We start from the raw sequence: 23,258 nt of genomic DNA on the forward strand, positions 1-23,258 counted from the left end.
GAGGCAGAGGAAAATATGTCAAAATCAATTTATACACCAGGTCTTGTAAACGTCGATGAACAAGGCGAAAACAGTGCCGTTTTCACCATCGAACCACTACACACCGGTTACGGTATGACGCTTGGTAACTCGATCCGCCGAGTTTTGCTATCAAGTATTGCCGGTGCAGCAATTACTTCGTTTAAAATCGAAGGCGTGTCACATGAGTTCACGACTGTTCCGGGCGTAAAAGAAGACGTGGTTGATATTATGCTGAACCTCAAGGGCGTACGTGTACGTGTATTCGGTGATGAGCCTCAGAATCTTAGGCTAACTAAAAAAGGTAAGGGTAAAGTTGTCGCTAAAGACATTGAAACCAATGCTGATGTTGAAATTGTTAATCCAGACTACGAAATCGCTACAATTGATGATGATAAAGCTACCTTTATTATGGATCTAACCGTAGAAAAAGGTCGTGGCTACCGCACGATTGAAGAAGAAGCTGAGCGTAAGTCAAGCGATATGATTGCTCTTGACGCGGTTTTTAGCCCCGTACTACGTGTTCGATATAAAGTTGAGCATACTCGTGTCGGACAAATGACTGATCTGGACAAGCTTATTATTACGATTGATACTGATGGTACGATAACTCCTGAAGATTCTTTTGAAGAAGCTGCCGCGATTTTGGTTAACCAATACACTGCATTGGCCGGACAAACGCGGGTTGAAGCCGCTGCGCCTCTAACGGCTGATGCCGAAAACAACGGAAGTGACGAAAATGAAGATTCGGCTGAACTCATGACGTCAATTGAAGATCTGAACCTTTCGGCAAGAACCACCAATGCTTTGATTAACAACGAGATACACACACTGAAGGATTTATTTAGCTTGGGTGATGCTGAACTTCGCGAGCTAAAAGGCTTTGGCAGCAAGGCTTTGGATGAAGTTAAAGAAAAAATGGCCGAATTGGAGCTATAATGAAGTTAAAAGTTCAAAAGTTCATAAAGTATAAAGCTACTCAGTCTTTCTACTATCTACTTTCTACTTTCAACTCGCAAAGCCGGAGGTTTTGTCATGCATAGACACGGATATAAAGGAAGAAAATTTGGACGCGAGCGAGATCAACGCAAAGCGTTGGTTGTGAGCTTGGCAGAGTCGCTCATACAATATGAAACAATCGAAACAACTCTGCCTAAGGCCAAAGAGGTGTTGCCTTACGTTGAAAAACTTATAACCAAGGCCAAAAAAGGCGATCTTCACAACAGAAGAGAAGTTATTCGTAGTCTGCAGACTATAGAAAGCGGACACAAGCTGGTCGACGAAATTGCGCCAAAATTAGGCAATCGTGTTAGCGGTCACTTACGTATTAAAAAAACACGTTTGCGACGAGGCGATAATTCACAACTCGCACGCATCAGTTTTGTAGATGATCTTCACGAAAGCTCGGTAGCAGAACAAGAAGCTGCTTCAGGGGACACGGTTTCTGTAAAAGCACCAACTGAACCTAAAAAAGCCCAACCAAAAACCAAGCTTGCTGCAAAGGAGGCCAAGTAATGAAAACCTATAGTGCAAAACCAGCCGAAGTAAATCGAAAATGGTACGTACTTGACGCGAGTCAAGCAGCATTTGGCCGAGTTGCAACTCAAGCTGCGCAATTACTATCCGGCAAAGGTAAATCTATGTATACAAACCACATAGATTGCGGTGATTACGTTGTTATTATCAATAGTGATAAATTGGTTGCTACCGGTAAAAAATTGGATGACAAAATATACTATCGACATACTAACTACCCTGGTGGCATTAAACAAGCTACCCTTAAAGAAAAGATGGACAAAGATTCCACAAAAGTGTTGTTCCAGGCTGTCCAAGGGATGCTTCCAGACAACAAGTTGCGCGCTGAGCGGTTAAAACGACTTAAAATTTATACTGACGGCAATCATGGTCATGATGCCCAAAAACCTCAACAGTTGAAGGTAAAGGAAGGTAAGTAATCGTATGGCTACAACAGACACGAAACATTATAACTACGCTCTAGGTCGAAGAAAATCAGCAACAGCTCGTATTCGCCTTATGAACGGCAAAGGTAATTTTACAGTTAACGGAAAAGAAATTTCAGATTTCTTAGAGGGTAGTAAGTTCCTGGCTAATGAGCTCCAGAAACCATTCAATGCTCTAGAACTTGATAACAAAAAGTACGATATCAGTGCTGTTGTTACTGGTGGAGGTCAACATGGGCAGGTTGAGGCAATGCGACTTGCTATTGCGAAAGCTTTTGTCGCTATGAATGAAGACTACAGGAGTACATTACGTCGTGCTGACCTACTCGGGCGTGACCCACGTGAAAAAGAACGCAAGAAGTTTGGCCTCAAAGGCGCTCGAAAACAACGTCAGTTTACCAAGCGTTAGTACAAGCCTCGTGTTGAATATATTCGGTAAGGCTATGTTATGTCAGATGTGATCGGTATCCAGGGCGGCAAGGCGTCGTATCACGAGTTAGCAGTTAAACAGATGCATCCTTCTGCGACAATAAAGTACTTTGAAACATTTAAAGATGTATTTACAGCTCTTAAAAATTCATCAATTGATTCGGCTTTGGTTGCTTTAGCCAACAATCGGATGCAGTTTATTTCTGATACTTACGAGCTGCTAACTTCCAATACTGAAGATTTTGTAATTGTCGGCGAGAAATATCTAAAAGTTGAGCATGCATTACTTGCTCTGCAGGGCGGACAATTGTCATCAATTCGCGAAGTTTATTCTCAAGCTCCTGCTTTGCTTCAGTGTAGCAATTTCATAGATAACGAGTTGCCGCACGCTTCAATTATCGAAACACATGACACAGCTGACAGTGCTGAGTTTGTGTCAAAAAGCCGTGATACATCAAAAGCAGCAATCGCTAGTATGCAAGCCGCAAAACTATATGGATTAGATGTAATTGCCAAGAAAATTCAAAACGATAAAGACAATATTACACGTTTTATTCAGTTAAAACGGCGCGGTGATGATGATGTTGATGTATTGAAAACTGCCGATAAAACGAGTATGTTGTTATTCACGCCTCAGACGGCCGGTTCACTAATTAGTGCTTTACTTCCTTTTCAGGAATCTGGGATCAATTTAAGTTACCTACAGTCAAAAGTTATGCCTAATTCGGCATTTGATATGATGTTTTTTGTTGAATTTGAAGCCGGAATGCAAGAAATGAGATCACGTTGTACGCTTGATGAGCTACACTCCCTAGGACACCGCACAAAAATACTGGTAAGTTGATAAGCAGGCACAATATCACCAATGTCCAGTCGCAAGTTATACAGCCTGTAGTATTAATGATAAAATATAAGTGAATGAGTAAACCAGTTATACTAACCGGTCTTCGGGCTAACAATGACCTTCATTTGGGTAATTATCTTGGAGCTTTATTGCCAATGGTAGATATGGCTAACGAGCATGCCGGTAAATACCAAATAAACTTATTTGTGCCAGATTTACACAGTTTTACCACGCCGATAAACCATGACGAACTTTATAAGCAAATACTTAATAACGTCAAAGTGTTCGCTGCTGCCGGTTTGCCGCTCGACAATCCAGATATACATATATATCGCCAAAGCTACATTCCAGCACATTCTGAAATGACGTGGATACTTGATTGTTTCACCGGCTTTGGCGAGATGTCCCGCATGACTCAGTTCAAAGAGAAATCAGAGAAACTTAATGAGGACAGAATCAGTGTAGCATTGTTTAATTACCCTGTTCTTATGGCGGCGGATATTTTGCTACATGACGCTACCTATGTGCCAGTCGGCGATGATCAGACGCAGCATCTGGAGTTTACTCGTGATATAGCCAAGCGCATGAATAACAAGTTCGGCGAGCTGTTTGTTGTGCCCAAACCAGTTAAAGAACAGCATAAAATGTTCGGTAAAGACCAAGGCTTGCGTGTCCGAGACCTCGCCAATCCAACCAAGAAAATGAGTAAATCAGATGAAACCGGCAAGGGCGTTATTTTCTTGAGCGATTCGCCAGATGTTGCCAAGAAAAAGATAATGAGCGCTACGACAGACAGCCTTGGGCAAATTAGTCATGATTACGTAAATCAACCTGGTGTCAGTAACCTGCTCGACATCTTGGAGCTATTTGGTGGTAGCAAAGACAAGTTTATTGGCGATACGCAGTACGGCCCATTGAAGTCAGCTGTTGCGGATAAAGTCATAGTCTTTTTGCAAGAATTCCAGCGCAAGCTCACTAATGTAGATGAAGCCTCCGTGATAAGTAAGCTGGAATCATCTGAAAAGACAATGTACGACGTCGCTGTTTCTAAGCTTTCACGGGTACAACAAGCTATCGGGCTACGTCCAAAAGCATAAGTATGGCACTGAAAGAACTTGTAGTAAACGAGGAGCAAAAGGGACGGAGATTTGATGTCGTGGCGGCTGAAATGCTGCCCATGCTAAGCCGAGCTTTCGTGCATAGACTCATTAACCAAGGCCAGTTCTTGGTAAATGATAATACCCAGAAGCCTGGATATAAGTTACGCACCGGAGACTCTATAAGTACGGATGTAGAGATTGCAGACTTAGATAGTGTTGCCGACATTGACCTACCAGTAATTTATGAAGATAGTAATGTACTGGTTATTGATAAGCCAGTTGGCGTGATAAGCCATAGCCGAGGAAGGTACTGGAATGAACCTTCAGTCGCTTCATTTGTTCGCCAACGTGTATTTACGAATTCAAGACTTTCGCATTTGGATGGCCGACAAGGCGCTGATGAAGCGCAGACTGAGCCGTATATAAAATACGGCGAAGGAGCACTGGAATCAGCAACACAGCCGGATGCCAAAAGCAGCGGCAGCCTTTCTGACTCTGCCGGAAAGCAGGACGCTGCGGTGCAAAGTTTTGAAGGGGAACGGGCGGGAATTGTCCATCGTTTAGATAGGGCTACCTCTGGAGTTATGATATGTGCCAAAAATCAAATGACGCTAAAACACCTGCAACAACAGTTTTCAAACCGGAGTGTAAAGAAGCGGTATTTAGCAATTGTCGATGGGCACATGAATGACAATGAAGCTGTAATCGATATGCCAATTGAAAGAAATCCCATAAAGCCTCAAACATTTAGAACGGGTGCTAATGGAAAACCTGCGCAGACACACTATAGTGTAATAAAGAAGCTTAAAGAACACAGTGTAGTTGCGCTCACGCCTCGTACTGGGCGCACGCATCAATTAAGGGTTCATTTAAGCTATATTAAACATCCCATTGTTGGCGACGTACTGTACTCTGGCGAAACAGCCGAAAGGCTGTACCTCCACGCCATGGAGCTAGTGATTAAACTACCAAACAGCCAGTACGCTACAAAATTTGTTGCGCCCAAGCCAGAAAGCTTCAAATCTTTTGAGAAAAAACATGGATAAAATACTCATTCATTCCACTACAGAACAAGCCCTAAACCTGCTTCTGCAAGGAGACCATCACGCTGTTGGTTTGATTGGACCATACGGCGCCGGTAAAAGTTATCTTGCATATTGGTTGGCTTGTAAATTCCTCGATGTCGCAAAACCCTCAATCAATCAAGTTAAAGAGATATGGCCGGAAAAAAATAGTATAGGTATTGACGCAGTACGCAATATTCAATCAACGCTCAAACTTAAGGCGCCCGGATCTCAAAAAATTCGCCGTGTTATTATCATTCACGATGCTCAAAATTTAACAGTCGAGGCTCAAAATGCTCTTTTGAAAATTCTAGAAGAGCCGCCGGAAGATGTACGCATCATAATGACCTCAGTTAGTCAAAAAGCCTTATTGCCGACAGTAGAATCAAGACTACATCATGTTAACGTACTCCCAATTCAGCTCAGAGAGCTTTATTCTGCCTACAGTACACATGTTGACCAAGCGACTATCAACAAGGCATATGCTATAAGTGGCGGTTATGCCGGATTATGCCTTGGGATTTTAGAAAACGCCGACCATACCTTAATTAGATCTATTGAACAAGCTAAAACACTATTCGGCGAAAAACCATACGATAGATTATTACAAGTTGACCAGCTCAGTCGAGATAAAGAAAAAGTTAGAAGTCTATTGTTCGCAATCAAGCGGGTTCAGATTGCAGTTGCCGAAAAAGCAGCACTACAGCATCAAACTACTACACTTTTGAAAATCCAGGCAAGTCTCAGGGCTGTATTAAATGCCGAAGCAAAAATTGACCACAATCCAAATCTTAAATTATTAGTCACTGATGTATTGCTACAATTGTAGTATACTGGTTGGTATATGTTAGAGCTTTTGTTGCTTGCAGGTTTTGGTGTGATGGTAGTTCACAGTATCAGTGTCCGAGATGATGAATTCTCACTGTTGCCACGTAAAGTTAGCGATAAAATCGGTAAACTGTGGGACATTGCACATCAGGGGATGCGCGAAAACCGGTTTTTGCGTGCCGAAAAAGCTTTGCTTAGTATTTTAAAAATCGATGAGAAGAATGCCGCTGCTTATAATCGTCTGGGCATTTTGTACGCCAAGCAAAAAGAATATAAAGATGCAATTGACTGTTTCGAGATTGCTTCATCGATTGAGCCCAGCGCCTCAAGCCTTCATAACCTCGGCCTAATATATTTTGAAACTGAAAATTACCCAAAAGCTGCAACCGCCTTTGAGCACGCCTTAAAACTAGAGGATAGTCTAGCAGCGCGCCATATTGCCTATGCGAAAGTTCAAGAAAAACTAGGAAATCAGAAAGTCATGTTGGATGAATTACAAAAAGCTGTAGAACTTGAGCCCTCACAAGAAAGCTATCGGCTAATTCGAAAAGCCTACGAAGACATGGGCATGCAAGCTGAGGCAGATCTAATTGCTGAGAAGATGAAACACTCAACAAAACACACGTCTCATAGAAAGAAACGATTATCACGCCCAAAGCGTGTTGTCATTTAACCCCTGTTCTGCTACACTTTCTCGGTACTTTGCCACCTTAGCTCAGCTGGTTAGAGCGGCGGTTTTGTAAACCGTAGGTCCGGGGTTCGAATCCCCGAGGTGGCTCCAAGAACTTTTTGCGAAAGTTCAAGTATAAAGTAAAAAGTTATCAAGTAAAAAAGTAGCTACTACTTTATACTTTTGGGCTTTTACACTTTCAGCTACGCTTGCAGGAGTAGTGAAGCGGTCAAACACGTCTGACTGTAAATCAGATGGCTCAGCCTTCGGGGGTTCGAATCCCTCCTCCTGCACCATGCCGACGTAGCTCAGCGGTAGAGCATCGCCATGGTAAGGCGGGGGTCACGAGTTCAAGTCTCGTCGTCGGCTCCATTTAACTCGCTGTGCTCGCTTATCTTTCGACCCTTAGGCTCAAGATCGAAGAGTGGTGAACCAGTCATTGTTTGTACAGCGGGTCGAATAACCCTGAGCCTGTCGAAGGGCCAGAATAACAAGCAGGAATAGTGAAGCGGTCAAACACATCAGAAATAACTCCCTCTGTTTGCGGGGGTCAAGCCAAGACTTGACCCTTGATTACGTGGCCTTAATCTGTTAAACTAAACAAAATTGCATTATATAAAGGTAGGAAATCATGGCCAAAAAAGGCGACAAACGAAAAATTATTGGTATGGTGAGTGAAGAAAGCGGCGGTAGGCATTATTACACCAGGAAGAACACAATGAATACTCCCGATAAGATTTCACTGCGTAAATACGACCCAGTGTTGCGTAAGCACGTTATATACACCGAGACAAAGAAAAACCTAGGACGCAACGAAGTAAAATAGGATAGACTAAGCCTAATAACGTAAAACGACCACAATCAAGTGGTCGTTTTTTGTTATTTCGTAGCATACATGGCAGGGGTGACAGGACTTGAACCTGCGACACCTGGTTTTGGAGACCAGTGCTCTACCAGCTGAGCTACACCCCTATATTCAATCTTTTTAGTAATGCTGTTCGTGTACCACGGCTTGATTTTACCGTATGTTCTCTCCTGCGTGCTAATTCTTGGGAAAGAAATGCTTCGTAATAGATTAACTTAAAGGGTCTCCTGCTTTTGGTTGATTCAACTTTACCGTCATTGTGATGTCTAATACGTCGTTGCAGGTCATTAGTTGATCCGTAATAATGTTCATTATCAACTTCTGAAGTTAATACGTAAAAGTACCACATACAGCTACTCTACCAGCTGACCCGCCTGTCTGTCGACTAGACGGGCAGGGCTACACCCCTTTAACCTACAGTTATTCATGTACCGGTTTTAGCACATAACTTGCATTATACTACTGCAAATTTCTATCTTTGTCATCCGTGTCTGCTTTATTTTGACTACCTAATCTGGTATAAATGTAGCAATGAAACAAGAGCTTGCACGCACGGCGTTGATACTACTATATGGGTTTCCTGGATCCGGTAAGACATTTTTTGCTAGACAATTCTGTGATGACTTCAAAGCGGCGCATGTTCAAGATGACCGCATACGTAATGAACTGTTTGAAAACCCAAGGTATGACAAACAAGAGAATCAGGTAGTTAACCACCTAATGACTTACATGGCAGAAGAATTTTTAGAAGCGGGCGTCAGTGTTGTTTTTGACACCAATGCAATGAGAGTAAGCCAGCGCAGAAAACTTCGTGAATTAGCTAGAAAGTCCAAGGCGCGTTGTATGCTTATATGGTCACAGATAGATACCGAAACTGCTTTCACGAGAACCACTAAACGGGATAGGCGAAAATCCGACGATAAATATGCACAAGAAATTGACCGCGCAAAGTTTGACGCTATAAGTCAAAATATGCAAAATCCTGAGCCGACCGAAGACTACGTAGTTATTAGTGGTAAGCATACCTTTAAGACACAACGGCACATGGTTGCTAAGAAAATGTACGATATAGGTCTGATTAGCCCTGACTTACGCGATGCCAATGCTGTTAAACCTGGCATGGTTAATCTGGTTCCGCCGCGTTCAGCCGGCCGCGTTGACTCTAGCCGACGTAATATTAGTATTAGGTAACATAGTAATGGCTACCAGACAGGTACAGGTTTATGGCGTCGGAAACGTACAGTTCAGAAAGAATCGACGATCAAAATCAATAAAATTAAGTATTACACATGACGGCAAGGTAAATGTATCGCTGCCGTCATGGGTTCCTTACAGGTTCGCAGAGCGTTTTGTCGCCCAAAAAAGACAATGGATTATTCAAAATAAAATTGATCCGGTTGTTATGCAACACGGACTGAAAATCGGCAAACTGCACACACTGATATATAAAACATCACATACTGCAGCAAGGGCTACGAGTAGAATAAATAATAATGAAGTTATTATTTTTAGACCTGCTTCAAATTTAGCCGACACGAACCAAATCCATGCTGTTACGCAGCGTGCAATTGACAGAGCCCTACAGATTCAGGCACAAGCATTGCTAGCCAATCGACTTACTGATCTAGCAGAAAGTAATGGTTTTGTATACCAGGCGGCCTCTATTAAAAAACTAAAAAGTCGTTGGGGAAGTTGTAGCCACGACAAGCATATTGTTCTCAACCGATATCTTGTTCAATTACCTTGGGAACTTATCGATTACGTTATACTACATGAGTTAGTCCATACCGAAATTATGCAACACGGACGACCTTTTTGGACTGAGCTTGCGAAATATGTTGACGACCTCCCCAGCAAGCGCAAAAGAATGCGACAACAAAGACCGCACATTTACACAAACATCGACCAATCTGTGGCATAATAGAGCTAGTGTTTAATATTACATAGGTAAAGGTGTATTTTTTTATATGCTCCAAGACAGCAACCTGCCAACCCAAAACCCAAACGATGCTGAACTAGAACGAGAACGACTGGTTAGCTTAATCAACAGTATGGCTGACGGTGTTATTGCTGTCGACGAACAGGCTCAAATATTGGTGACTAACGGAGCAGCGCTCAATATTCTTGATGTGAACAGTTCACTTGTCGGTAAGCCGCTTGCTGAAGTATTAAATATTATTGACAAAGACAATCACGCAGTCGATATACAAAATATAGTACTAAATACCAAAACGCAGCTAACATCCCGTGATTGGCGCATGGTGTATGTCGACGGCGAAAAAATCAATCTTTACGCCAGTATTGCACCGGTTCGTCTTGGTTTTGGTAAAAAAGGTATGCGAGGCCACGTAGTGCTGCTGCGTGATATTACTCGTGAGAAATCTCTAGAAGAAGAACGGGATGAATTTATTGGTGTTGTAAGTCATGAGCTGCGAACACCAATTTCTATTGCCGAGGGAAACATTGGCAACGCCGAGTTTTTGTATGCTAAATCATCAACTAAAGATCCAGTAGTCGTCGAGGCTCTAAAACAAGCTCATACGCAAATAACATTTTTAGCCGGACTAATTAACGATTTATCGACTTTATCACGTGCAGAACGCGGTAAATTGCAGGTAGAAGTAGAATCGGTTAATGCTCACGATCTGGTTGTCGAGCTTTGTCAAGCATACACTAAGGATGCCGAGAAAAAAGGCTTAAATATCACTACAGACATAGATCCTCACCTAGAACTATTAAAAACAAGCAAGTTATACCTGCGTGAAATACTCCAAAATTTTATAACAAACTCCATAAAATACACCGAACAAGGCAGTGTTACAATTGGAGCTCGATCCAAGGAAAAGGGTGTAGAATTTAGTGTTTCTGACACTGGTATCGGCATAAGTAAGACAGACAAAGAAAAGATTTTTGATAAGTTCTTTCGTAGCGAAGATTATCGTACCCGTGCCAATAGCGGAACTGGGCTGGGTTTATATGTAACAATGAAGCTGGCTCGTTTGATTCATGCTGAAATTAACATGGAGAGTGAACTCAACCAGGGTTCTACGTTTACTATTTTTGTACCAGATCTAAGTTAGCCTGTCCGCTTTGGTATCTTGGGAAGATGCGGGATGGCAGTCATGACAGGTATGCATACGTTTCGGTCTTTCCATTTAACCTCACTAAATTCATACCTAAACATAGACAAATGAGCTATATATATTTCGGTAATGACCGCAATAGGAAAGTTTATAAGTGCAACGGCAACACTTGCAGGATTGCTAACCACCATAATCAAATAATGAACGCTGATATAAACTGCACAAGCAAGCAGTGCCAGCCAATGATAAGCACCGAAACCAGTTATCACTCCAGACAACATATACAAGAACGGGAAGACTACACCAATGGCTTGTATAGCTGTAACAATACAAATAAATTCAGGGCGCTGCTTTACTTGAGGGTAGCGCATTCGAACAGCAGTTTGTAGTTGCTGCTCGACAGTTTTAACTGTACGAAGGTTTAATGATTCGTTCGCCCGCATAAATGAATATTTGCCGGTTTTAGCAATCTCACGTGCAAAAAATCCTTCGGGTAAAATTGACTGGCGTACTCCCTGAAACCCTCCGAGCTTTTTGGCGACCCGGCGTCGAACTGCCCAGCAGGTACTTAATACCGGCGGACGGTTTTTGTAGCTTCTCGGTAGAGCTAACTCCCACCAGTAACGGAGTGGCTGGATGAATGATGTCCTGACACCTCCACCTATTCTGAGCGGCATAACACTGATCATATCTCGCCCGTTTTCAATGAATGAATCGACAAGATTTCGTATGGCACTAGAGCCAAACCGAACATCAACGCCACAAAATACTACAATTTCACCAGTAGCCTCATCTAGTAATTTGTCATAGGCCTGATTCTTGGCAAGCCACCCAAAGGCCGGTTCTTCACCGTTAATGAAGCGAACTCCATCGTGCGCAAAATCTTTAATTATAGCCGCTGTTTGATCCTGCGAACAGTCGTCCAGCACAAGTATTTCAAGCTTAGGATAGTTGTTAGCAAGTATTGATTCCAAACAAGCTGATAGATCAGGCGTTTCGTTACGAGCCGGGATTGCTACCGTAACGGTTGGAAGCTGCTTATCTGTTAAATGAGTGCTTGCCTTACGGTGGTTAGTTTCAAATATATTCCAACTTGTTATTGCCAATAACGCAATTCCGGCAATTATCTGCGAACTCAACAAGATAACTAGTAGATCAACAGAAGAAATATGACTCACGATTGTCTCTATAAAAACCAATATCCCAAGTTGTAGTGTAACTAGAGTGTAACTTGTCTGACGTGTTGACTTGTATAACCGTGCCTGTGGGTGACGTTCTTTCGCTATGCGTAGCAGATTAAACATCCGGTATGCGGATATAAAACAAATAGCTAGCCAGAACGCATAGCCGGCACTCACGTATGACATGCCAGTCCATAAGCCAAGGAATGAGATTGCCGGAATCAGCAAAATGCGGCGATACCTCCAGGCTTTAGGAGTTGATGAGATCAGTAACTCAAACGCTGCACTTAGTCCAAAAATTACAAATACCATGTTGCTTATGACTATACAGTAATTACATAAAAATGCGGAGACGAATGTGATCAAAAATTAAGGTGAAACGATTTACTTGACGTTTCCTACAGCACAGGATACTATTGACTTGTGCGAACCTACTGTTTAAGTAGGTTTTTTTAATGGGATGAGCCCAATGGGAGTACATAAAAGTGGTTGATAAAGAAAAAATACCTCGGCGAGTCAAAAAAACCGAGACAATTAGAGAAAAGGCTAACAAGCCGGTTAAAGAAAAGCCTCGTCGAATAATTAAAGCTGCAGATAAAGCAACTCAACCAGTAAAAAAAGCTGGCAGAGCCGGCAGAAAAGAGTTCCATCTGCCAATACCAGACAATAAGCTCGGTAGGTTTTTAAAGCGACGTGTTAGAATTATTCCACCATATTTTATAGAATCTTGGAACGAGCTAAAACAGGTAACCAGACCAACCCGTCGAGAGACTATACGATTAACAATTGCTGTGTTGCTTTTTGCCGTATTTTTTGGAGGCGTAATTTATGTCGTCGACCTTGGATTAGAAAAAATATTTAGAGAGGTATTAATAGGATCATGAGTAAACGATACAACTCACATAAAAACTGGTATGCCATCCATACCTACAGTGGCTACGAAGAGAAAGTAGCCGAATCTATCAGGCAGCGCGCGGAAAGCCTGGATATGAAAGATAAGATTTTCCAGGTATTGGTGCCAAAAGAAAAAATGATTGAAGTTAAAAATGGCAAACGAAAGGTCGTCGAAAAACGTATTTTCCAAGGCTACGTTATGGTTCAAATGAAAATGAGCGAAGACGCCTGGTATATCGTACGGAACACACCATCTGTTACCGGCTTCGTGGGCAGCGGTAGTGACCCTAGCCCAGTTTCTGATGATGAGATGGACAAGATCATGAAACGCATGGGTAGAGATGAGCCTAAGCATAAGATTGACTATAAAGAAGGTGAAGTTGTAAATATTATCGACGGACCCTTCAAAGGCTTCGATGGAACTATCAATGAGATTGATGAGCAAAAAGGAAAACTCAAGGTGCTGGTTAATATGTTTGGCCGCGAAACCCCTGTCGAACTAGACAGCTTACAAGTTAAGCGAGTCTAAAGTATGCTAGAAATTGACGGCGTTCGAGCAACACTGTCTCACGATCCTAGAGTAGAGCTAGCGATTGATTTATCTACGCGCCCAGGCAGAGCAAACAAAGCTAGAATAGAGACGCATCTAGCGAAGCTATTAGACTACGATGAAGTTGTTGGAGAGATACTTTAAAAGACAATGAAACATCTGGCTTAGAAGGCGTTTCTGAAGCCTACGCGTTAACCATCGCACAGATTAGAGATATAATCGCTATTGAGCTTAGGGAAAAGAGAAGCCCGAGACTTGAGCTTGGCTCAAGCCCGGCGCGATGAGAAAAACCGTAGGTTTGTCTCATGGGTAGACAACAGAGGTAGACTGTAGTATAATCCTCAAGTTACGCACTAAGCGGTCAAAGACCGCAGTAGATGGCAATAAGTAAAATGCAGCTGGGTCGCTTCACCTTTTGCTTTTTACATTTTACTAACTACTAATTTACGGAGTTATTTATGGCTGAGAAAAAGGCTGTTAAAGCAAATATCAAAATGAAACTTAAAGGCGGACAAGCCAGTGCTGCGCCTCCGGTCGGGAGTGTTCTTGGGCAATACGGTGTAAACATGATGGATTTTATAAATCCATTTAATGAAGCTACTAAGGATAAGATGGGCCTGGATGTGACAGTCCATATCGCAATATACACTGATAAAACTATTAATTGGCGAGTTGTAGGCACCCCGACAGACGATCTTATTCGTAAGGCTTTGGGCATTTCGAAGGGTTCTGGTAAGCCAAATACCGATAAACTACCCAAGAAATTGTCAGATGCTCAGCTTGCAGAAATTGCCGAAACTAAAGCAGAAGACATGAATACCGATGACATTGATGCTGTTAAACGCATGGTCGCTGGCACCGCCCGCTCTATGGGTGTAGAGGTAGAGGGCTAACTATTATGACTAGGGAAACTATCCATATCGCTGGCCTAGTTGAAATTTTAAATTCTGACAAATCCTGGGATGAGCGCGAAGATCAAGTGAGGTCATTAGTAGAAATGCTGAGTGTACTGGGGATGTACGAGAAGCAACTGGCAGAGTACCAATGTGACTGGTAACGCTGGGCATTCATGATCAGAATCTTGAGATTGTCACGCGGCTGTTCGGTGCCGAATGCTGCATGCTCATGTGTTGCCAGACGGAAGCATTTACCATTGTAGGCATCCGTACAGAATTTAATAATTAATAATTTGTGGGACCCGGCCTTCCACAGGAAAGCCGGGGTTAATACCACGACCCCAACAGTAAACACGAAAGTTACCGTGGGGCAGAAAGGATAAGACATTATGGCAAAAAAAGCAGAATTACTTGAGGAAGCAAAAGCCTTAAAGCTTGATGTTAATCAAAAAAACACCATTGCTGAAATTGAGGCAGCCATACAGAGCCATGAGCAAGGAGCTGTGAGTAATGAGGAAGCTCAAGGCTCTGACGACAAGGTCGTCGTTGCCAAGGCCGGCAAGCGAAGTGCCAAGGCTATAAAAGAGGCAGAAGAACTACAGGCCAAAGAAGAGCGCAAAGCACAAACTGCAACAGACGAAGAAACTACAGCCAAAAAGACCCACAAACCAGCTCGTTCACGACTAGAACGCCGAGCTAAAGGGTACAAAAACGTACAAAAACTTATAGAGGCAGGCAAACAGTATGGCGTGGCTGATGCTGTTGAGTTAGCGAGCAAAACCAGCCCGGTCAAATTCGATGCTACGGTTGAACTTCACGTTAATCTAAATGTAGATCCGAGACAGGCTGATCAAAATATCCGTGATACAGTTGTTTTGCCAGCAGGGACAGGCAAAGAAACAAGAGTGGCGGTGTTTGCCGATACCGCAGGCGTCGCAACAGCAAAAAAAGCGGGGGCAGACATTGCGGGAGAAGATGAATTATTACAACAACTGGATAAAGAACAGTTCGATTTTGATGTGCTCATTGCAACTCCAACAACTATGCCGAAACTAGGTAAATATGCTCGATTGCTTGGGCCAAAAGGACTTATGCCGAACCCAAAAAGCGGCACCGTAACAACCGACATAGCCAAAGCTGTTGAAGAAGCGAAAGCTGGTAGAGTTGAATATCGTGTTGATAGTACCGGAATTATCCATATGGCCGTTGGTAAAGTGAGCTTTGGTAAACATAAGCTTTTTGATAACGCACGTGCAGCCATCAAGAGCATTAGGGGTAACAAGCCAGCTAGCGTAAAGTCGTCATTCATTACATCAGCTCACGTTACAACCAAGTACTGCCCGATTCCATAAAAGTTGACGTCAATGATGTCAACGCGCTTTAGCTTTGCTACAATACAGTCAATGACTAACCGACAGCGACCTTCCAGTATTCGGGTGCAATGCAAGGCGTTTGCGATGCGCGCAGTAAAGCGTATTTCTGATACGCTGAACGAGCACAGCAACAAACAACAATGCAGTGCCCCGAAAAGTGCTGAAGCAAAACGGGCTTTGCTCGTTTTAGATCAGCTCTGGTCTGGAGGTCGGGTGTGATTGTTATAGGAATGACCGGCCCAATCGGCCATGGTAAAAGCACCTTTGCTAGCGCCATTAAAGAGCTCGAGCCAACAACGATTCATTTAGAGTCTAGTCTGATAATCGCCGAAATAGCTAACGCTATGCACGCAACCTTAACCGATATTCCTGATCCTTACGATGTAAACTCTCTAAATCAATGGCTCCGGTCACTTCCTGCAATACTACTTGATGTAATGAATGTTAAATGTGACATGAGTCAGATTCGTCTGGATCCGGCTGATATTGAACAGCATCCCGCCGAATATCAAAAACTCATTTTGCACGTAGAGAACCTGCAACGTGAGCCTCATTTGGCAAAACAAGAGATAACCAAAGACAACAAAGAGGCTTATCGACCAATGTTGCAATGGTTAGGCGGTTATTTAGTAGAAAAAGTTAAACCCACCATTTGGTATGACGAGGTTGTAAGACGTGTTCAAAAAGCACGAGAGTCCGGATGCAAACTTGTTATCGTTGGTGGATTACGATACCCGTCAGATGCAACGGCTCTGCGAAAGATCGGTGGAATTATCATCAAGGTTTATCGCCCCGGTCACTTACAAAACGACATGTTGGATCCAACAGAGCGAGAGCGCGACAATATTAGAGTGGATAGTACTGTGATGAGTAACGGCTCGATTGAAGATGTACCTCGTTGCGCAAAACTGATCATCAAAGACATCAAAGCCGACAACCTGCAAACACTCTACCAAACGGTTGACGCCCGTAAATAACTAGGCACTTGTATCAAAACTTGCTTAGCATATATTGTTACGCGTACAATACAGTCTATTATGAAAGCTAAAGAGGTGACCAAACGGCCAGATTGGGATCAATATTTTTTTGGAATTATGGATTCCGTAGCCACACGAGCAACTTGCGATAGAGGTCGTTCTGGATGTGTAATAACACGAGAAAACCGGATTATCGCTACCGGGTACGTGGGAGCACCTCCAGGGTTACCACATTGTGATGAAGTTGGTCATGAATTCATGGAAAGAGTCAATCCGGATGGCTCAAAAAGTACTCATTGTATACGTACTGCTCACGCTGAAGAGAACACTATTGTTCATGCTGCACGCTTTGGCGTGAAGCTCAAAGGAGCAACCCTGTATTGTAATATGACGCCATGCTATACCTGCGCCAAAATGATTGTTACAGCCGGTATTACTCGCGTAGTAATTCGCAATGATTATCACGCTGGTCAAAAGAGTAAAGAAATGTTTGATAACGTGGGTATTGAATGGCATCTACTTGATAAAAAAGTAGTAACCTACGAGAAAATGTAATGTCCATTGATTTAACAAAACTACAAAAAGAAGTCATGCGCAATAAGCTTGAAAAGGGTTTTAACACAACCGATATTGCGCAAGAATTTTGCCGCGCCTATGAGGAGCTTTCGGAAGCATTCTCTAAATTGAACAAACATGAAGATGGTGTTGGCGAAGAGTTTGCCGACGTTATTATTTTTATTCTTGGAATGAGCGAGATATTAGGATTCGACTTAGAAAAAGAGATTACCGACAAAATCCAAAAAAATAAAAATCGAAAATATAAAAAAATTAAAAGTCCCGATGGCAAAGATGTATTTGTACGCATAAAGACTCCCCAAGACCCGTGATCCGCCGTTAGTTATAAAAATTACTACGTGTTTAATTGGTCGGTTTCGCAAAGAACTATTACAATATAGGTAGTTGATCCGGTGGGCACAGCTATAAAAGGAGGGAACGAGTGCAGCGCGGATTATTTCTCGTAATTGAAGGAACTGACGGATCGGGTAAAGGTACGCAGTTTAAGTTATTGGTAGACCGGCTCGAGCGTGAGGGTTATGACGTCGCTACATTTGATTTCCCCCAGTATGAACAAGATTCCAGCTTTTTTGTACGCGAGTATTTAAATGGCAAGTATGGAACAGCTGAGGACGTCGGTCCGTATACCGGCTCATTGTTTTACGCACTTGATAGGTACCACGCCGCTTATAAGATTAAAGAAGCACTGGCTAAAGGTAAGATTGTGCTAGCTAACCGTTTTACCGGTAGCAACATGGCACACCAAGGAACAAAATTTTCAAATACTGAAGAACGGCGCGGTTATTTTATCTGGCTTGATAATTTAGAGTTCCGTATGCTTGGTATACCACGACCTAATCTATCTTTGGTGCTTCGAGTTCCAGCCGAGACCGCTCAGCAACTGGTTGACACTAAAGATACACGATCTTATACCGATAAAAAACGTGACATTCATGAAGCCGATATCAACCATCTGCGTCGGTCTGTTGAGGTGTACGACGATCTTTGCCAGCTGTTTCCAAAAGATTTTTTACGAATTGATTGTGTGCGCGGTGGCGAACTTATGGATATTGAAACCATCAACAAGCATTTATGGCAAACGATTGAACCGTTACTGCCTGAACAATCAAAGAAAGGAACCGGTAAAATTATGAAGAAGAAAGTTGATAACCCATACATCCGTAAAACAGATGAAGGTTTTATAATTACTGACGAAGGTAAGAAGTTTCTTGAAGAGTCGATAACCAGCACAGATGATAACGTGTATGCCTTTAATGAAAACCTAAGCCCTGTAACTGTTGCCGCAGCAATGGCTCGATTGTCCCGTCGTGGAGACGATATGCGAGTTACGGTGCTGGATGAGTTCGCCCAAGGCGGCTCAAAGGACGAAAAACTACTCCAACGTGTTATTACAGCCTACGGCGACGATCCAAGCTAACAACGGAGTTAGGCTCTCCATGTCGTAGTCGAAGGTGCGTCAAACTTGCTAACTAAAAAGCTGGAGTGGGGACGATTAGCGTCGTATTTAGAACAATCAACAAGGTACATATACTTTGATCAAAAAGACAATAGCGGCAAGTATAAATACTATACGCCAGAACATTTTGACAAAAAAACCGCAAAAAAATATGACAAAACTATGGATCAAATCTTTGATAACTATTCAGAGCTGGTTCATAAACTCACTGATTTCGTCAGAAAACACGACCCAACCCCAGAAGAAGAACGCGATATACCATGGAAAGGTGCCACGCGCGCCCAAGCTTGTGACGCAGCTCGTGCAGTACTGCCGGTTGCTACAAAATCTACCGTTGGTATTTATGCCTCAGGTCAAGCTCTAGAAAGTTTAATCATGCACCTGATGAGCGACGAGCTTAAAGAGGCAAAAAACGTCGGTCAGAAAATCCTAAAACACGGACGTAAAGTCACGCCAACGTTTCTAGAACGTGCTGATAAACCTGAACGCGGTGGCGCGACGATTGCGTACCGTGCCAATACGCATACAGCGGTCGCTGATCTTGCCCAGAAACACTTACCAGAAAATCACGCCGGTGAAACTGAGCCAGTACAACTTACATCCTATTGGCCGCGCAACGAAATGGATCTTATTCCTGATATGTTATTTGAGCACAGTAATTTGCCGCATGATGAAATTAGACAACAGGTTAACCAGTGGCCGATTAAGCGAAAAGAAGAGGTTTTTAACGCTTACATGGGTGAACGTCTAAATCGTCGACATAAGCCAGGCAGGGCAATCGAAAAAGCGCATTACAGCTGGGATCTTGTCTGTGATTATGGCATATTCCGAGATTTGCAACGACACCGCATGGTAGACGACCTCAATTGGCAACAATTAACTCCGCGATATGGCTATGAGATACCAAAGTTGGTAGAAGACGCTGGACTGACTGATCTGTTTGAAGCTTGTTTTGATCTTAGTTTAGAGCTTTATAGCCAACTACAGTCAGCAGGCTACGCGCTAGATGCTCAATATGCCACCTTGCTAGGTCATAAAATGCGCTGGAAGGTTACATATAATGCTCGTGAAGCGTTTCATTTGCATGAACTACGTACCAGCCCTCAGGGACACTCAGGCTACCGTAAGCTCGTTCTAGAGATGCACGAAAAATTAGCTGAAGTTCACCCAATGCTAGCCGAAGCAATGAAATTTGTTAATCAAGGCGAAGACCCGAAGTTGGCTCGACTAGCCGCCGAACGTTACACTCAATTTAAACTAGATCAGATTCAGTAGTCTGATTGCTAGCCTTGTATTCAAAGTTTAGCGGTTCTTCACCATGTGGGGTTTCAACGGTAACAATATCAACACATAGTTTATGACCAAGCTCTGTTACTACATAAGTAGCCTTATCGTCTTCGAGAACCTCTCCAACAATTCTTAACTCTTTACAAAACTTATCGTGGGCAATGTCGTGAACCTCAATACCCAGATTTACTGGAAAATTTGCCCTAAAACTATCCCGGCCTCCGTATAGAAAGTCGTAGTAGTTGTCAAGCACTGCTTGTGCCATCTCAATACCGACATCTAGAGGGCTCCGTTCTGATAAAACCTCCTGCTCGCTTTGACTCATAGTCTCAGCATCAAAAACTGCATCAGTCGTAGCGGAGCCCGGCTTTGTCTATCGTGTTGATGCTCCATTTTCGTCTCCATATTATCCCGTAAAAAAACCGGATCCTCGGTTGGAATCCGGCTCTGTGTTTTCGTTTAATTTCGTGCTACAAGATTCCAACCATTATTTTTTTGCCACAATTGCTAGTAAACCGACTTTCTGCTCTGGATGACTTTGCAATAAAGTTCATTGTTTACCATGAGTATTAAAACAGCACCTTAAGTCGCCTCTTGTCAAGTCATACGTCCTGGTGTATTGTGGAATTTATGATATTAAACATGAAGACACGCCACTCCTCTCTCGGCCTACCAGGGCTGTGCTTCAGTATGGTTGAAGCCTGAGCGATAAAGGTTTCTAGCACAGCCCAAGAATAGTCAGGGCTTCACCGCCTGATTTTTTATATGTATAAGGAGTGTTCAATAATGATTACAAACGAAAATATACAAGGTGGGTACGACCCTAGTGAAATTCCTACACAAGAGGAGATTGACCGCTACAATCAGAACATCCGACGACAGAGAGAAGCCGAAATAATGTCTGTAGTGATATAGGTTCGACAGCAACGGGTGGCTCAATACAAGTAATTCGACAAGTACCTTACAGTGGTGATGAAGAGCCAATCGAGCAATTTATCGGACGCAGCACTCTGGAACTTTCCAGCTTGAGGTTAATTCGTTAATGTGTTTACTGGACTATGATTTTTAGCGAAGTGTCCAAACTGCTGCAAGAAAAAATCAGGTTTACCGCACAGTGAGTTTTCCGAGATTCTCTAGATAATTGCTGAGGAGTAATGCCCGGCATAGCCGGGTCACTCGAAAGTCTACTGCTGGGTTGACCCGGCAGTGAGCTTTCGAGACTCCTCAGATAATTGCTGAGGAGTAATGCCCGGCATAGCCGGGTCACTCGAAAGTTAATGGGCCCGGGTTGACAAACAGAGGGAAACAGAGTATACTTGCGTTACCAAAGACAGCGACGGTTTTGTACGCTTATTGCGCATAAAAACATGATAATGTCGCCGAGGCAGCAGCAAAAATTTAGAATTTTGATTCTAGATTTGAGAATGTTGAATCTTTAAAGTCTTTGGCAATGCCAAAGACTTTTTTATTAGGTAACAGTGTGTTAATGCCGATGGGGCGCGAGAACTTACAAAACCATAAACTAGACACTAGCAACTAGCGTCTAACCACTACTCTAAGGAGTTATATGGCGTTAACAAAAGATAAGAAAAACCAAGTCATTGCCGAAGTCAGCCAGCTACTGGCAGATTCAAAGATGACTGTCATCGCCGCCTATCAAGGCACGCCGGTAAAAGCTATGCAACAGCTTCGACGCGAAGGTCGTGAAAACGGAACTACACTAAAGGTCGTAAAAAATCGCCTTGTTAAAAAAACGATCGAAACGACCGATAATGTGAAAGACACTGATACAAGCGCCTTAAACGGTATGCTGTTATACGCGTTCAATAGCCAAGATGAAGTTGCCCCAGCACAAGTGCTTGCTGACTATGCTGTAAAAAGCAACCTACGCTTCAATTTGTCGGCGCAATTTCAGAGAACGGTAAGTTCTTGCCGCCAGAAGAAGTTCAGGCGCTTTCAGCACTACCAAGTACAGACGAGAACCCCATTGCTCAAGTCCTCGACGCTAACTTCACCACTAGATGACGTTACAAATGGGTTGTCTGGCAACCTTCACGCGCTGCTTGACGGCGTAGAAACAAAAGCTGTCGCCTAGGGCTTACAGTACAAAGTGACAAGTGTATAAAGTAAAAAGCAATAACACTTTATATACTCTCTACTTTCAAACTTTTAACTAACTAAATCGGAGATTTAATATTATGGCAAAAGACCTAAAGAAACTTGCAGAAGAATTAACTGGTTTGACTGTACTAGAAGTCAACGAACTTAAAACAATCTTAAAAGATGAATACGGCATTGAGCCTGCAGCAGCTGCAGCTGTAGTTGCTGGTCCGGCAGCCGGCGGTGAGGCTGCACCAGCAGAAGACGAACAAACTGAGTTTGACGTTGTTCTAAAAGATGCAGGCGCACAAAAAGTTGCCGTTATTAAGGCTGTTAAAGATTTGACGGGTCTCGGACTTGGCGAAGCCAAGGCAGTAGTAGACGGTGCACCAAAACCGGTACTCGAAAAAGCGGCCAAAGAAGACGCTGAGAATGCTAAGAAAGCACTCGAAGAAGCAGGCGCTACTGTAGAACTAGCCTAAGTTTTACAAAACATTTTCATAACCGCTGCACAATCTGTGGCGGTTATGTATTTGTAGACCGACACTAAGCAAGTTTTCCACAGTTAATTGAACTTTTTTGACTTGCATTATTAAACATGCTAGCTTTAAGTGTAAGTGTACCCAAATAACAAACACTTATGAGAGAATTAAAACAATGCCGGATGTACCAGAAAAACAAGTAAAAGGTTACGAACACTTATTCAAGACGCCGAAACAAACCTAGCTGCAGCAAAAGAGCTGTTGATTAGTCTGGTAGGCGATGATGCTTGCTCCCACCGTTCATAGTACCGAAGATAACCTTGGTAAAGTTATAGAAGGTGTTTTTGACGGACAAAACATGGTCGGATCAGACGGAAAGACTTACCCCGTTCCAGCCAATTATGCAAGCAAGTCAAAACTTGTTCAGGGAGATATCCTAAAACTGACTATCGCTGATGACGGGGCGTTTATGTACAAACAAATCGGCCCAATTCCGCGTAAACAACTTGTCGGGACACTTAGCAAGAAAACGGCCATTATTTTGTGACTGTTGGCGATCGTGAAGTACTGAATACCACCGAGCAATACGTAACTGAACCAGGTCGCCAAGGACTACGTATTGCT

At 43.0% G+C, this 23,258-nt stretch carries 31 protein-coding genes, 4 tRNA genes, 1 pseudogene and 1 other annotated feature; of the genes and pseudogenes, 32 read left to right on the forward strand and 4 right to left on the reverse strand.

Annotated features, from left to right (window positions below; genetic code table 11):
* The first annotated feature begins 15 nt into the window (after window positions 1–15).
* From U5K77_04340 to rpmG, 13 genes are all read left to right on the forward strand, one after another.
* Window positions 16–957: a DNA-directed RNA polymerase subunit alpha gene (locus U5K77_04340; protein MDZ7744954.1), complete on the forward strand. Its 942-nt coding sequence runs from the start codon at window positions 16–18 to the stop codon at window positions 955–957.
* 96 nt (window positions 958–1,053) lie between these two features.
* The gene (rplQ, locus tag U5K77_04345) at window positions 1,054–1,533 is read left to right on the forward strand and encodes a 50S ribosomal protein L17 (GenBank protein ID MDZ7744955.1); all 480 of its coding nucleotides are present in this window, start codon (window positions 1,054–1,056) and stop codon (window positions 1,531–1,533) included.
* Entirely contained in the window at window positions 1,533–1,973 is a 441-nt protein-coding gene (gene rplM, locus U5K77_04350) for a 50S ribosomal protein L13 (protein MDZ7744956.1), read from the forward strand. The genes rplQ and rplM overlap by 1 nt, the downstream gene beginning before the upstream one ends.
* A 4-nt stretch (window positions 1,974–1,977) precedes the next feature.
* The gene (rpsI, locus tag U5K77_04355; GenBank protein ID MDZ7744957.1) at window positions 1,978–2,388 is read left to right on the forward strand and encodes a 30S ribosomal protein S9; all 411 of its coding nucleotides are present in this window, start codon (window positions 1,978–1,980) and stop codon (window positions 2,386–2,388) included.
* Window positions 2,389–2,427: 39 nt separating this feature from the next.
* Entirely contained in the window at window positions 2,428–3,252 is an 825-nt protein-coding gene (locus U5K77_04360; GenBank protein ID MDZ7744958.1) for a prephenate dehydratase domain-containing protein, read from the forward strand.
* 74 nt (window positions 3,253–3,326) lie between these two features.
* Entirely contained in the window at window positions 3,327–4,349 is a 1,023-nt protein-coding gene (gene trpS, locus U5K77_04365; GenBank protein MDZ7744959.1) for a tryptophan--tRNA ligase, read from the forward strand.
* Between the two features lie 2 nt (window positions 4,350–4,351).
* A complete protein-coding gene (locus U5K77_04370) occupies window positions 4,352–5,398 on the forward strand; it encodes an RluA family pseudouridine synthase (GenBank protein ID MDZ7744960.1) in 1,047 nt (348 codons plus the stop codon).
* On the forward strand, window positions 5,391–6,245 hold the full coding sequence (locus tag U5K77_04375; GenBank protein MDZ7744961.1) for a hypothetical protein: 855 nt from the start codon (window positions 5,391–5,393) through the stop codon (window positions 6,243–6,245). Before U5K77_04370 ends, U5K77_04375 begins: the two co-directional genes overlap by 8 nt.
* Before the next feature lie 15 nt (window positions 6,246–6,260).
* Window positions 6,261–6,917 (forward strand): tetratricopeptide repeat protein, encoded by a 657-nt coding sequence (locus tag U5K77_04380; protein ID MDZ7744962.1) that lies wholly within the window; start codon window positions 6,261–6,263, stop codon window positions 6,915–6,917.
* Window positions 6,918–6,948: 31 nt separating this feature from the next.
* A tRNA-Thr gene (locus U5K77_04385) sits at window positions 6,949–7,025 on the forward strand.
* Window positions 7,026–7,125: 100 nt separating this feature from the next.
* A tRNA-Tyr gene (locus U5K77_04390) sits at window positions 7,126–7,210 on the forward strand.
* Between the two features lies 1 nt (window position 7,211).
* Window positions 7,212–7,286, forward strand: a tRNA-Thr gene (locus U5K77_04395).
* A gap of 259 nt (window positions 7,287–7,545) precedes the next feature.
* A complete protein-coding gene (gene rpmG, locus U5K77_04400; protein ID MDZ7744963.1) occupies window positions 7,546–7,740 on the forward strand; it encodes a 50S ribosomal protein L33 in 195 nt (64 codons plus the stop codon).
* 70 nt (window positions 7,741–7,810) lie between these two features.
* On the opposite strand, the gene U5K77_04405 is transcribed toward rpmG, so the two are convergent.
* Window positions 7,811–7,886: transfer RNA gene (locus tag U5K77_04405), tRNA-Trp, on the reverse strand.
* Window positions 7,877–8,128, reverse strand: a complete 252-nt coding sequence (locus U5K77_04410) for a GIY-YIG nuclease family protein (protein MDZ7744964.1) — start codon at window positions 8,126–8,128, stop codon at window positions 7,877–7,879. The genes U5K77_04405 and U5K77_04410 overlap by 10 nt, the downstream gene beginning before the upstream one ends.
* A gap of 182 nt (window positions 8,129–8,310) precedes the next feature.
* Between U5K77_04410 and U5K77_04415 the strand changes: the two genes are divergently transcribed.
* From U5K77_04415 to U5K77_04425, 3 genes are read left to right on the forward strand one after another with little or no spacing between them, the layout of a single operon-like run.
* The gene (locus U5K77_04415) at window positions 8,311–8,970 is read left to right on the forward strand and encodes an ATP-binding protein (GenBank protein MDZ7744965.1); all 660 of its coding nucleotides are present in this window, start codon (window positions 8,311–8,313) and stop codon (window positions 8,968–8,970) included.
* 7 nt (window positions 8,971–8,977) lie between these two features.
* Window positions 8,978–9,700, forward strand: a complete 723-nt coding sequence (locus tag U5K77_04420; GenBank protein ID MDZ7744966.1) for a YgjP-like metallopeptidase domain-containing protein — start codon at window positions 8,978–8,980, stop codon at window positions 9,698–9,700.
* A 46-nt stretch (window positions 9,701–9,746) separates the two neighbouring features.
* A complete protein-coding gene (locus U5K77_04425) occupies window positions 9,747–10,859 on the forward strand; it encodes an ATP-binding protein (GenBank protein ID MDZ7744967.1) in 1,113 nt (370 codons plus the stop codon).
* Here U5K77_04425 and U5K77_04430 read toward each other — a convergent pair.
* Window positions 10,856–12,355 (reverse strand): glycosyltransferase family 2 protein, encoded by a 1,500-nt coding sequence (locus U5K77_04430; protein ID MDZ7744968.1) that lies wholly within the window; start codon window positions 12,353–12,355, stop codon window positions 10,856–10,858. The two genes, U5K77_04425 and U5K77_04430, sit on opposite strands and share 4 nt — an antisense overlap.
* A gap of 173 nt (window positions 12,356–12,528) precedes the next feature.
* On the opposite strand from U5K77_04430, the gene secE reads away from it, so the two are divergent.
* The 12 genes and pseudogenes from secE to U5K77_04490 all read left to right on the forward strand — a co-directional run bounded on the left by secE (window position 12,529) and on the right by U5K77_04490 (window position 20,040).
* Entirely contained in the window at window positions 12,529–12,927 is a 399-nt protein-coding gene (gene secE, locus U5K77_04435; GenBank protein ID MDZ7744969.1) for a preprotein translocase subunit SecE, read from the forward strand.
* A complete protein-coding gene (gene nusG / locus U5K77_04440; GenBank protein MDZ7744970.1) occupies window positions 12,924–13,466 on the forward strand; it encodes a transcription termination/antitermination protein NusG in 543 nt (180 codons plus the stop codon). The genes secE and nusG overlap by 4 nt, the downstream gene beginning before the upstream one ends.
* A gap of 3 nt (window positions 13,467–13,469) precedes the next feature.
* Window positions 13,470–13,631: a hypothetical protein gene (locus tag U5K77_04445; protein ID MDZ7744971.1), complete on the forward strand. Its 162-nt coding sequence runs from the start codon at window positions 13,470–13,472 to the stop codon at window positions 13,629–13,631.
* Between the two features lie 314 nt (window positions 13,632–13,945).
* Window positions 13,946–14,380, forward strand: a complete 435-nt coding sequence (gene rplK, locus U5K77_04450) for a 50S ribosomal protein L11 (GenBank protein MDZ7744972.1) — start codon at window positions 13,946–13,948, stop codon at window positions 14,378–14,380.
* Between the two features lie 5 nt (window positions 14,381–14,385).
* Window positions 14,386–14,544, forward strand: a complete 159-nt coding sequence (locus U5K77_04455; protein MDZ7744973.1) for a hypothetical protein — start codon at window positions 14,386–14,388, stop codon at window positions 14,542–14,544.
* Window positions 14,545–15,108: 564 nt separating this feature from the next.
* Complete coding sequence (gene rplA, locus U5K77_04460; GenBank protein MDZ7744974.1) at window positions 15,109–15,735, forward strand: 50S ribosomal protein L1; 627 nt, start codon at window positions 15,109–15,111, stop codon at window positions 15,733–15,735.
* A 236-nt stretch (window positions 15,736–15,971) separates the two neighbouring features.
* Window positions 15,972–16,733: a hypothetical protein gene (locus U5K77_04465; GenBank protein MDZ7744975.1), complete on the forward strand. Its 762-nt coding sequence runs from the start codon at window positions 15,972–15,974 to the stop codon at window positions 16,731–16,733.
* Between the two features lie 60 nt (window positions 16,734–16,793).
* Window positions 16,794–17,288 carry a cytidine/deoxycytidylate deaminase family protein gene (locus tag U5K77_04470; protein MDZ7744976.1) on the forward strand — a complete coding sequence of 165 codons (495 nt, stop codon included), beginning with the start codon at window positions 16,794–16,796 and terminating at the stop codon, window positions 17,286–17,288.
* Window positions 17,288–17,620, forward strand: a complete 333-nt coding sequence (locus U5K77_04475; GenBank protein MDZ7744977.1) for a MazG-like family protein — start codon at window positions 17,288–17,290, stop codon at window positions 17,618–17,620. Before U5K77_04470 ends, U5K77_04475 begins: the two co-directional genes overlap by 1 nt.
* Before the next feature lie 110 nt (window positions 17,621–17,730).
* Window positions 17,731–18,726 carry a hypothetical protein gene (locus U5K77_04480; protein MDZ7744978.1) on the forward strand — a complete coding sequence of 332 codons (996 nt, stop codon included), beginning with the start codon at window positions 17,731–17,733 and terminating at the stop codon, window positions 18,724–18,726.
* A 30-nt stretch (window positions 18,727–18,756) separates the two neighbouring features.
* Window positions 18,757–19,209, forward strand: a pseudogene (locus U5K77_04485) (FAD-dependent thymidylate synthase).
* A 291-nt stretch (window positions 19,210–19,500) separates the two neighbouring features.
* Window positions 19,501–20,040, forward strand: coding sequence for an FAD-dependent thymidylate synthase (locus tag U5K77_04490; GenBank protein MDZ7744979.1), 540 nt, complete (start codon window positions 19,501–19,503; stop codon window positions 20,038–20,040).
* On the opposite strand, the gene U5K77_04495 is transcribed toward U5K77_04490, so the two are convergent.
* Window positions 20,018–20,377, reverse strand: coding sequence for a hypothetical protein (locus tag U5K77_04495; GenBank protein ID MDZ7744980.1), 360 nt, complete (start codon window positions 20,375–20,377; stop codon window positions 20,018–20,020). The genes U5K77_04490 and U5K77_04495 overlap by 23 nt on opposite strands.
* 461 nt (window positions 20,378–20,838) lie before the next feature.
* Here U5K77_04495 and U5K77_04500 point away from each other — a divergent pair, with 461 nt between their 5' ends.
* The 4 genes from U5K77_04500 (at window position 20,839) to U5K77_04515 (ending at window position 23,181) form a co-directional block, all read left to right on the forward strand.
* Window positions 20,839–20,967 carry a hypothetical protein gene (locus tag U5K77_04500; protein ID MDZ7744981.1) on the forward strand — a complete coding sequence of 43 codons (129 nt, stop codon included), beginning with the start codon at window positions 20,839–20,841 and terminating at the stop codon, window positions 20,965–20,967.
* Window positions 20,968–21,358: 391 nt separating this feature from the next.
* Window positions 21,359–21,528 (forward strand) — a sequence feature (ribosomal protein L10 leader region).
* 91 nt (window positions 21,529–21,619) lie between these two features.
* Window positions 21,620–22,147: a 50S ribosomal protein L10 gene (gene rplJ / locus U5K77_04505; protein MDZ7744982.1), complete on the forward strand. Its 528-nt coding sequence runs from the start codon at window positions 21,620–21,622 to the stop codon at window positions 22,145–22,147.
* Between the two features lie 103 nt (window positions 22,148–22,250).
* Window positions 22,251–22,634, forward strand: coding sequence for a 50S ribosomal protein L7/L12 (gene rplL, locus U5K77_04510; protein MDZ7744983.1), 384 nt, complete (start codon window positions 22,251–22,253; stop codon window positions 22,632–22,634).
* Window positions 22,635–22,914: 280 nt separating this feature from the next.
* On the forward strand, window positions 22,915–23,181 hold the full coding sequence (locus tag U5K77_04515; protein MDZ7744984.1) for a hypothetical protein: 267 nt from the start codon (window positions 22,915–22,917) through the stop codon (window positions 23,179–23,181).
* The last annotated feature ends 77 nt before the right edge of the window (window positions 23,182–23,258 follow it).

The sequence above is a fragment of the Candidatus Saccharibacteria bacterium genome (genome assembly GCA_034521515.1).
GTDB lineage: Bacteria > Patescibacteriota > Saccharimonadia > Saccharimonadales > JAXHMH01 > JAXHMH01.

What these genes read in the sequence shown, in the direction of transcription:
- U5K77_04340 (MDZ7744954.1), top strand. Translation starts at nt 16, where the DNA reads ATGTCAAAATCAATTTATACACCAGGTCTTGTAAACGTCGATGAACAA.
- U5K77_04380 (MDZ7744962.1), top strand. Translation starts at nt 6,261, where the DNA reads ATGTTAGAGCTTTTGTTGCTTGCAGGTTTTGGTGTGATGGTAGTTCAC.
- U5K77_04500 (MDZ7744981.1), top strand. Translation starts at nt 20,839, where the DNA reads ATGATTACAAACGAAAATATACAAGGTGGGTACGACCCTAGTGAAATT.
- U5K77_04370 (MDZ7744960.1), top strand. Translation starts at nt 4,352, where the DNA reads ATGGCACTGAAAGAACTTGTAGTAAACGAGGAGCAAAAGGGACGGAGA.
- rplJ (MDZ7744982.1), top strand. Translation starts at nt 21,620, where the DNA reads ATGGCGTTAACAAAAGATAAGAAAAACCAAGTCATTGCCGAAGTCAGC.
- U5K77_04490 (MDZ7744979.1), top strand. Translation starts at nt 19,501, where the DNA reads ATGGGTGAACGTCTAAATCGTCGACATAAGCCAGGCAGGGCAATCGAA.
- U5K77_04430 (MDZ7744968.1), bottom strand. Translation starts at nt 12,355, where the DNA reads ATGGTATTTGTAATTTTTGGACTAAGTGCAGCGTTTGAGTTACTGATC.
- U5K77_04495 (MDZ7744980.1), bottom strand. Translation starts at nt 20,377, where the DNA reads ATGAGTCAAAGCGAGCAGGAGGTTTTATCAGAACGGAGCCCTCTAGAT.
- rpsI (MDZ7744957.1), top strand. Translation starts at nt 1,978, where the DNA reads ATGGCTACAACAGACACGAAACATTATAACTACGCTCTAGGTCGAAGA.
- U5K77_04415 (MDZ7744965.1), top strand. Translation starts at nt 8,311, where the DNA reads ATGAAACAAGAGCTTGCACGCACGGCGTTGATACTACTATATGGGTTT.
- trpS (MDZ7744959.1), top strand. Translation starts at nt 3,327, where the DNA reads ATGAGTAAACCAGTTATACTAACCGGTCTTCGGGCTAACAATGACCTT.
- U5K77_04515 (MDZ7744984.1), top strand. Translation starts at nt 22,915, where the DNA reads ATGATGCTTGCTCCCACCGTTCATAGTACCGAAGATAACCTTGGTAAA.
- nusG (MDZ7744970.1), top strand. Translation starts at nt 12,924, where the DNA reads ATGAGTAAACGATACAACTCACATAAAAACTGGTATGCCATCCATACC.
- U5K77_04455 (MDZ7744973.1), top strand. Translation starts at nt 14,386, where the DNA reads ATGACTAGGGAAACTATCCATATCGCTGGCCTAGTTGAAATTTTAAAT.
- U5K77_04475 (MDZ7744977.1), top strand. Translation starts at nt 17,288, where the DNA reads ATGTCCATTGATTTAACAAAACTACAAAAAGAAGTCATGCGCAATAAG.
- rpmG (MDZ7744963.1), top strand. Translation starts at nt 7,546, where the DNA reads ATGGCCAAAAAAGGCGACAAACGAAAAATTATTGGTATGGTGAGTGAA.
- U5K77_04420 (MDZ7744966.1), top strand. Translation starts at nt 8,978, where the DNA reads ATGGCTACCAGACAGGTACAGGTTTATGGCGTCGGAAACGTACAGTTC.
- U5K77_04470 (MDZ7744976.1), top strand. Translation starts at nt 16,794, where the DNA reads ATGAAAGCTAAAGAGGTGACCAAACGGCCAGATTGGGATCAATATTTT.
- U5K77_04445 (MDZ7744971.1), top strand. Translation starts at nt 13,470, where the DNA reads ATGCTAGAAATTGACGGCGTTCGAGCAACACTGTCTCACGATCCTAGA.
- U5K77_04360 (MDZ7744958.1), top strand. Translation starts at nt 2,428, where the DNA reads ATGTCAGATGTGATCGGTATCCAGGGCGGCAAGGCGTCGTATCACGAG.
- U5K77_04375 (MDZ7744961.1), top strand. Translation starts at nt 5,391, where the DNA reads ATGGATAAAATACTCATTCATTCCACTACAGAACAAGCCCTAAACCTG.
- U5K77_04425 (MDZ7744967.1), top strand. Translation starts at nt 9,747, where the DNA reads ATGCTCCAAGACAGCAACCTGCCAACCCAAAACCCAAACGATGCTGAA.
- rplL (MDZ7744983.1), top strand. Translation starts at nt 22,251, where the DNA reads ATGGCAAAAGACCTAAAGAAACTTGCAGAAGAATTAACTGGTTTGACT.
- rplM (MDZ7744956.1), top strand. Translation starts at nt 1,533, where the DNA reads ATGAAAACCTATAGTGCAAAACCAGCCGAAGTAAATCGAAAATGGTAC.
- rplK (MDZ7744972.1), top strand. Translation starts at nt 13,946, where the DNA reads ATGGCTGAGAAAAAGGCTGTTAAAGCAAATATCAAAATGAAACTTAAA.
- rplQ (MDZ7744955.1), top strand. Translation starts at nt 1,054, where the DNA reads ATGCATAGACACGGATATAAAGGAAGAAAATTTGGACGCGAGCGAGAT.
- U5K77_04410 (MDZ7744964.1), bottom strand. Translation starts at nt 8,128, where the DNA reads ATGTGGTACTTTTACGTATTAACTTCAGAAGTTGATAATGAACATTAT.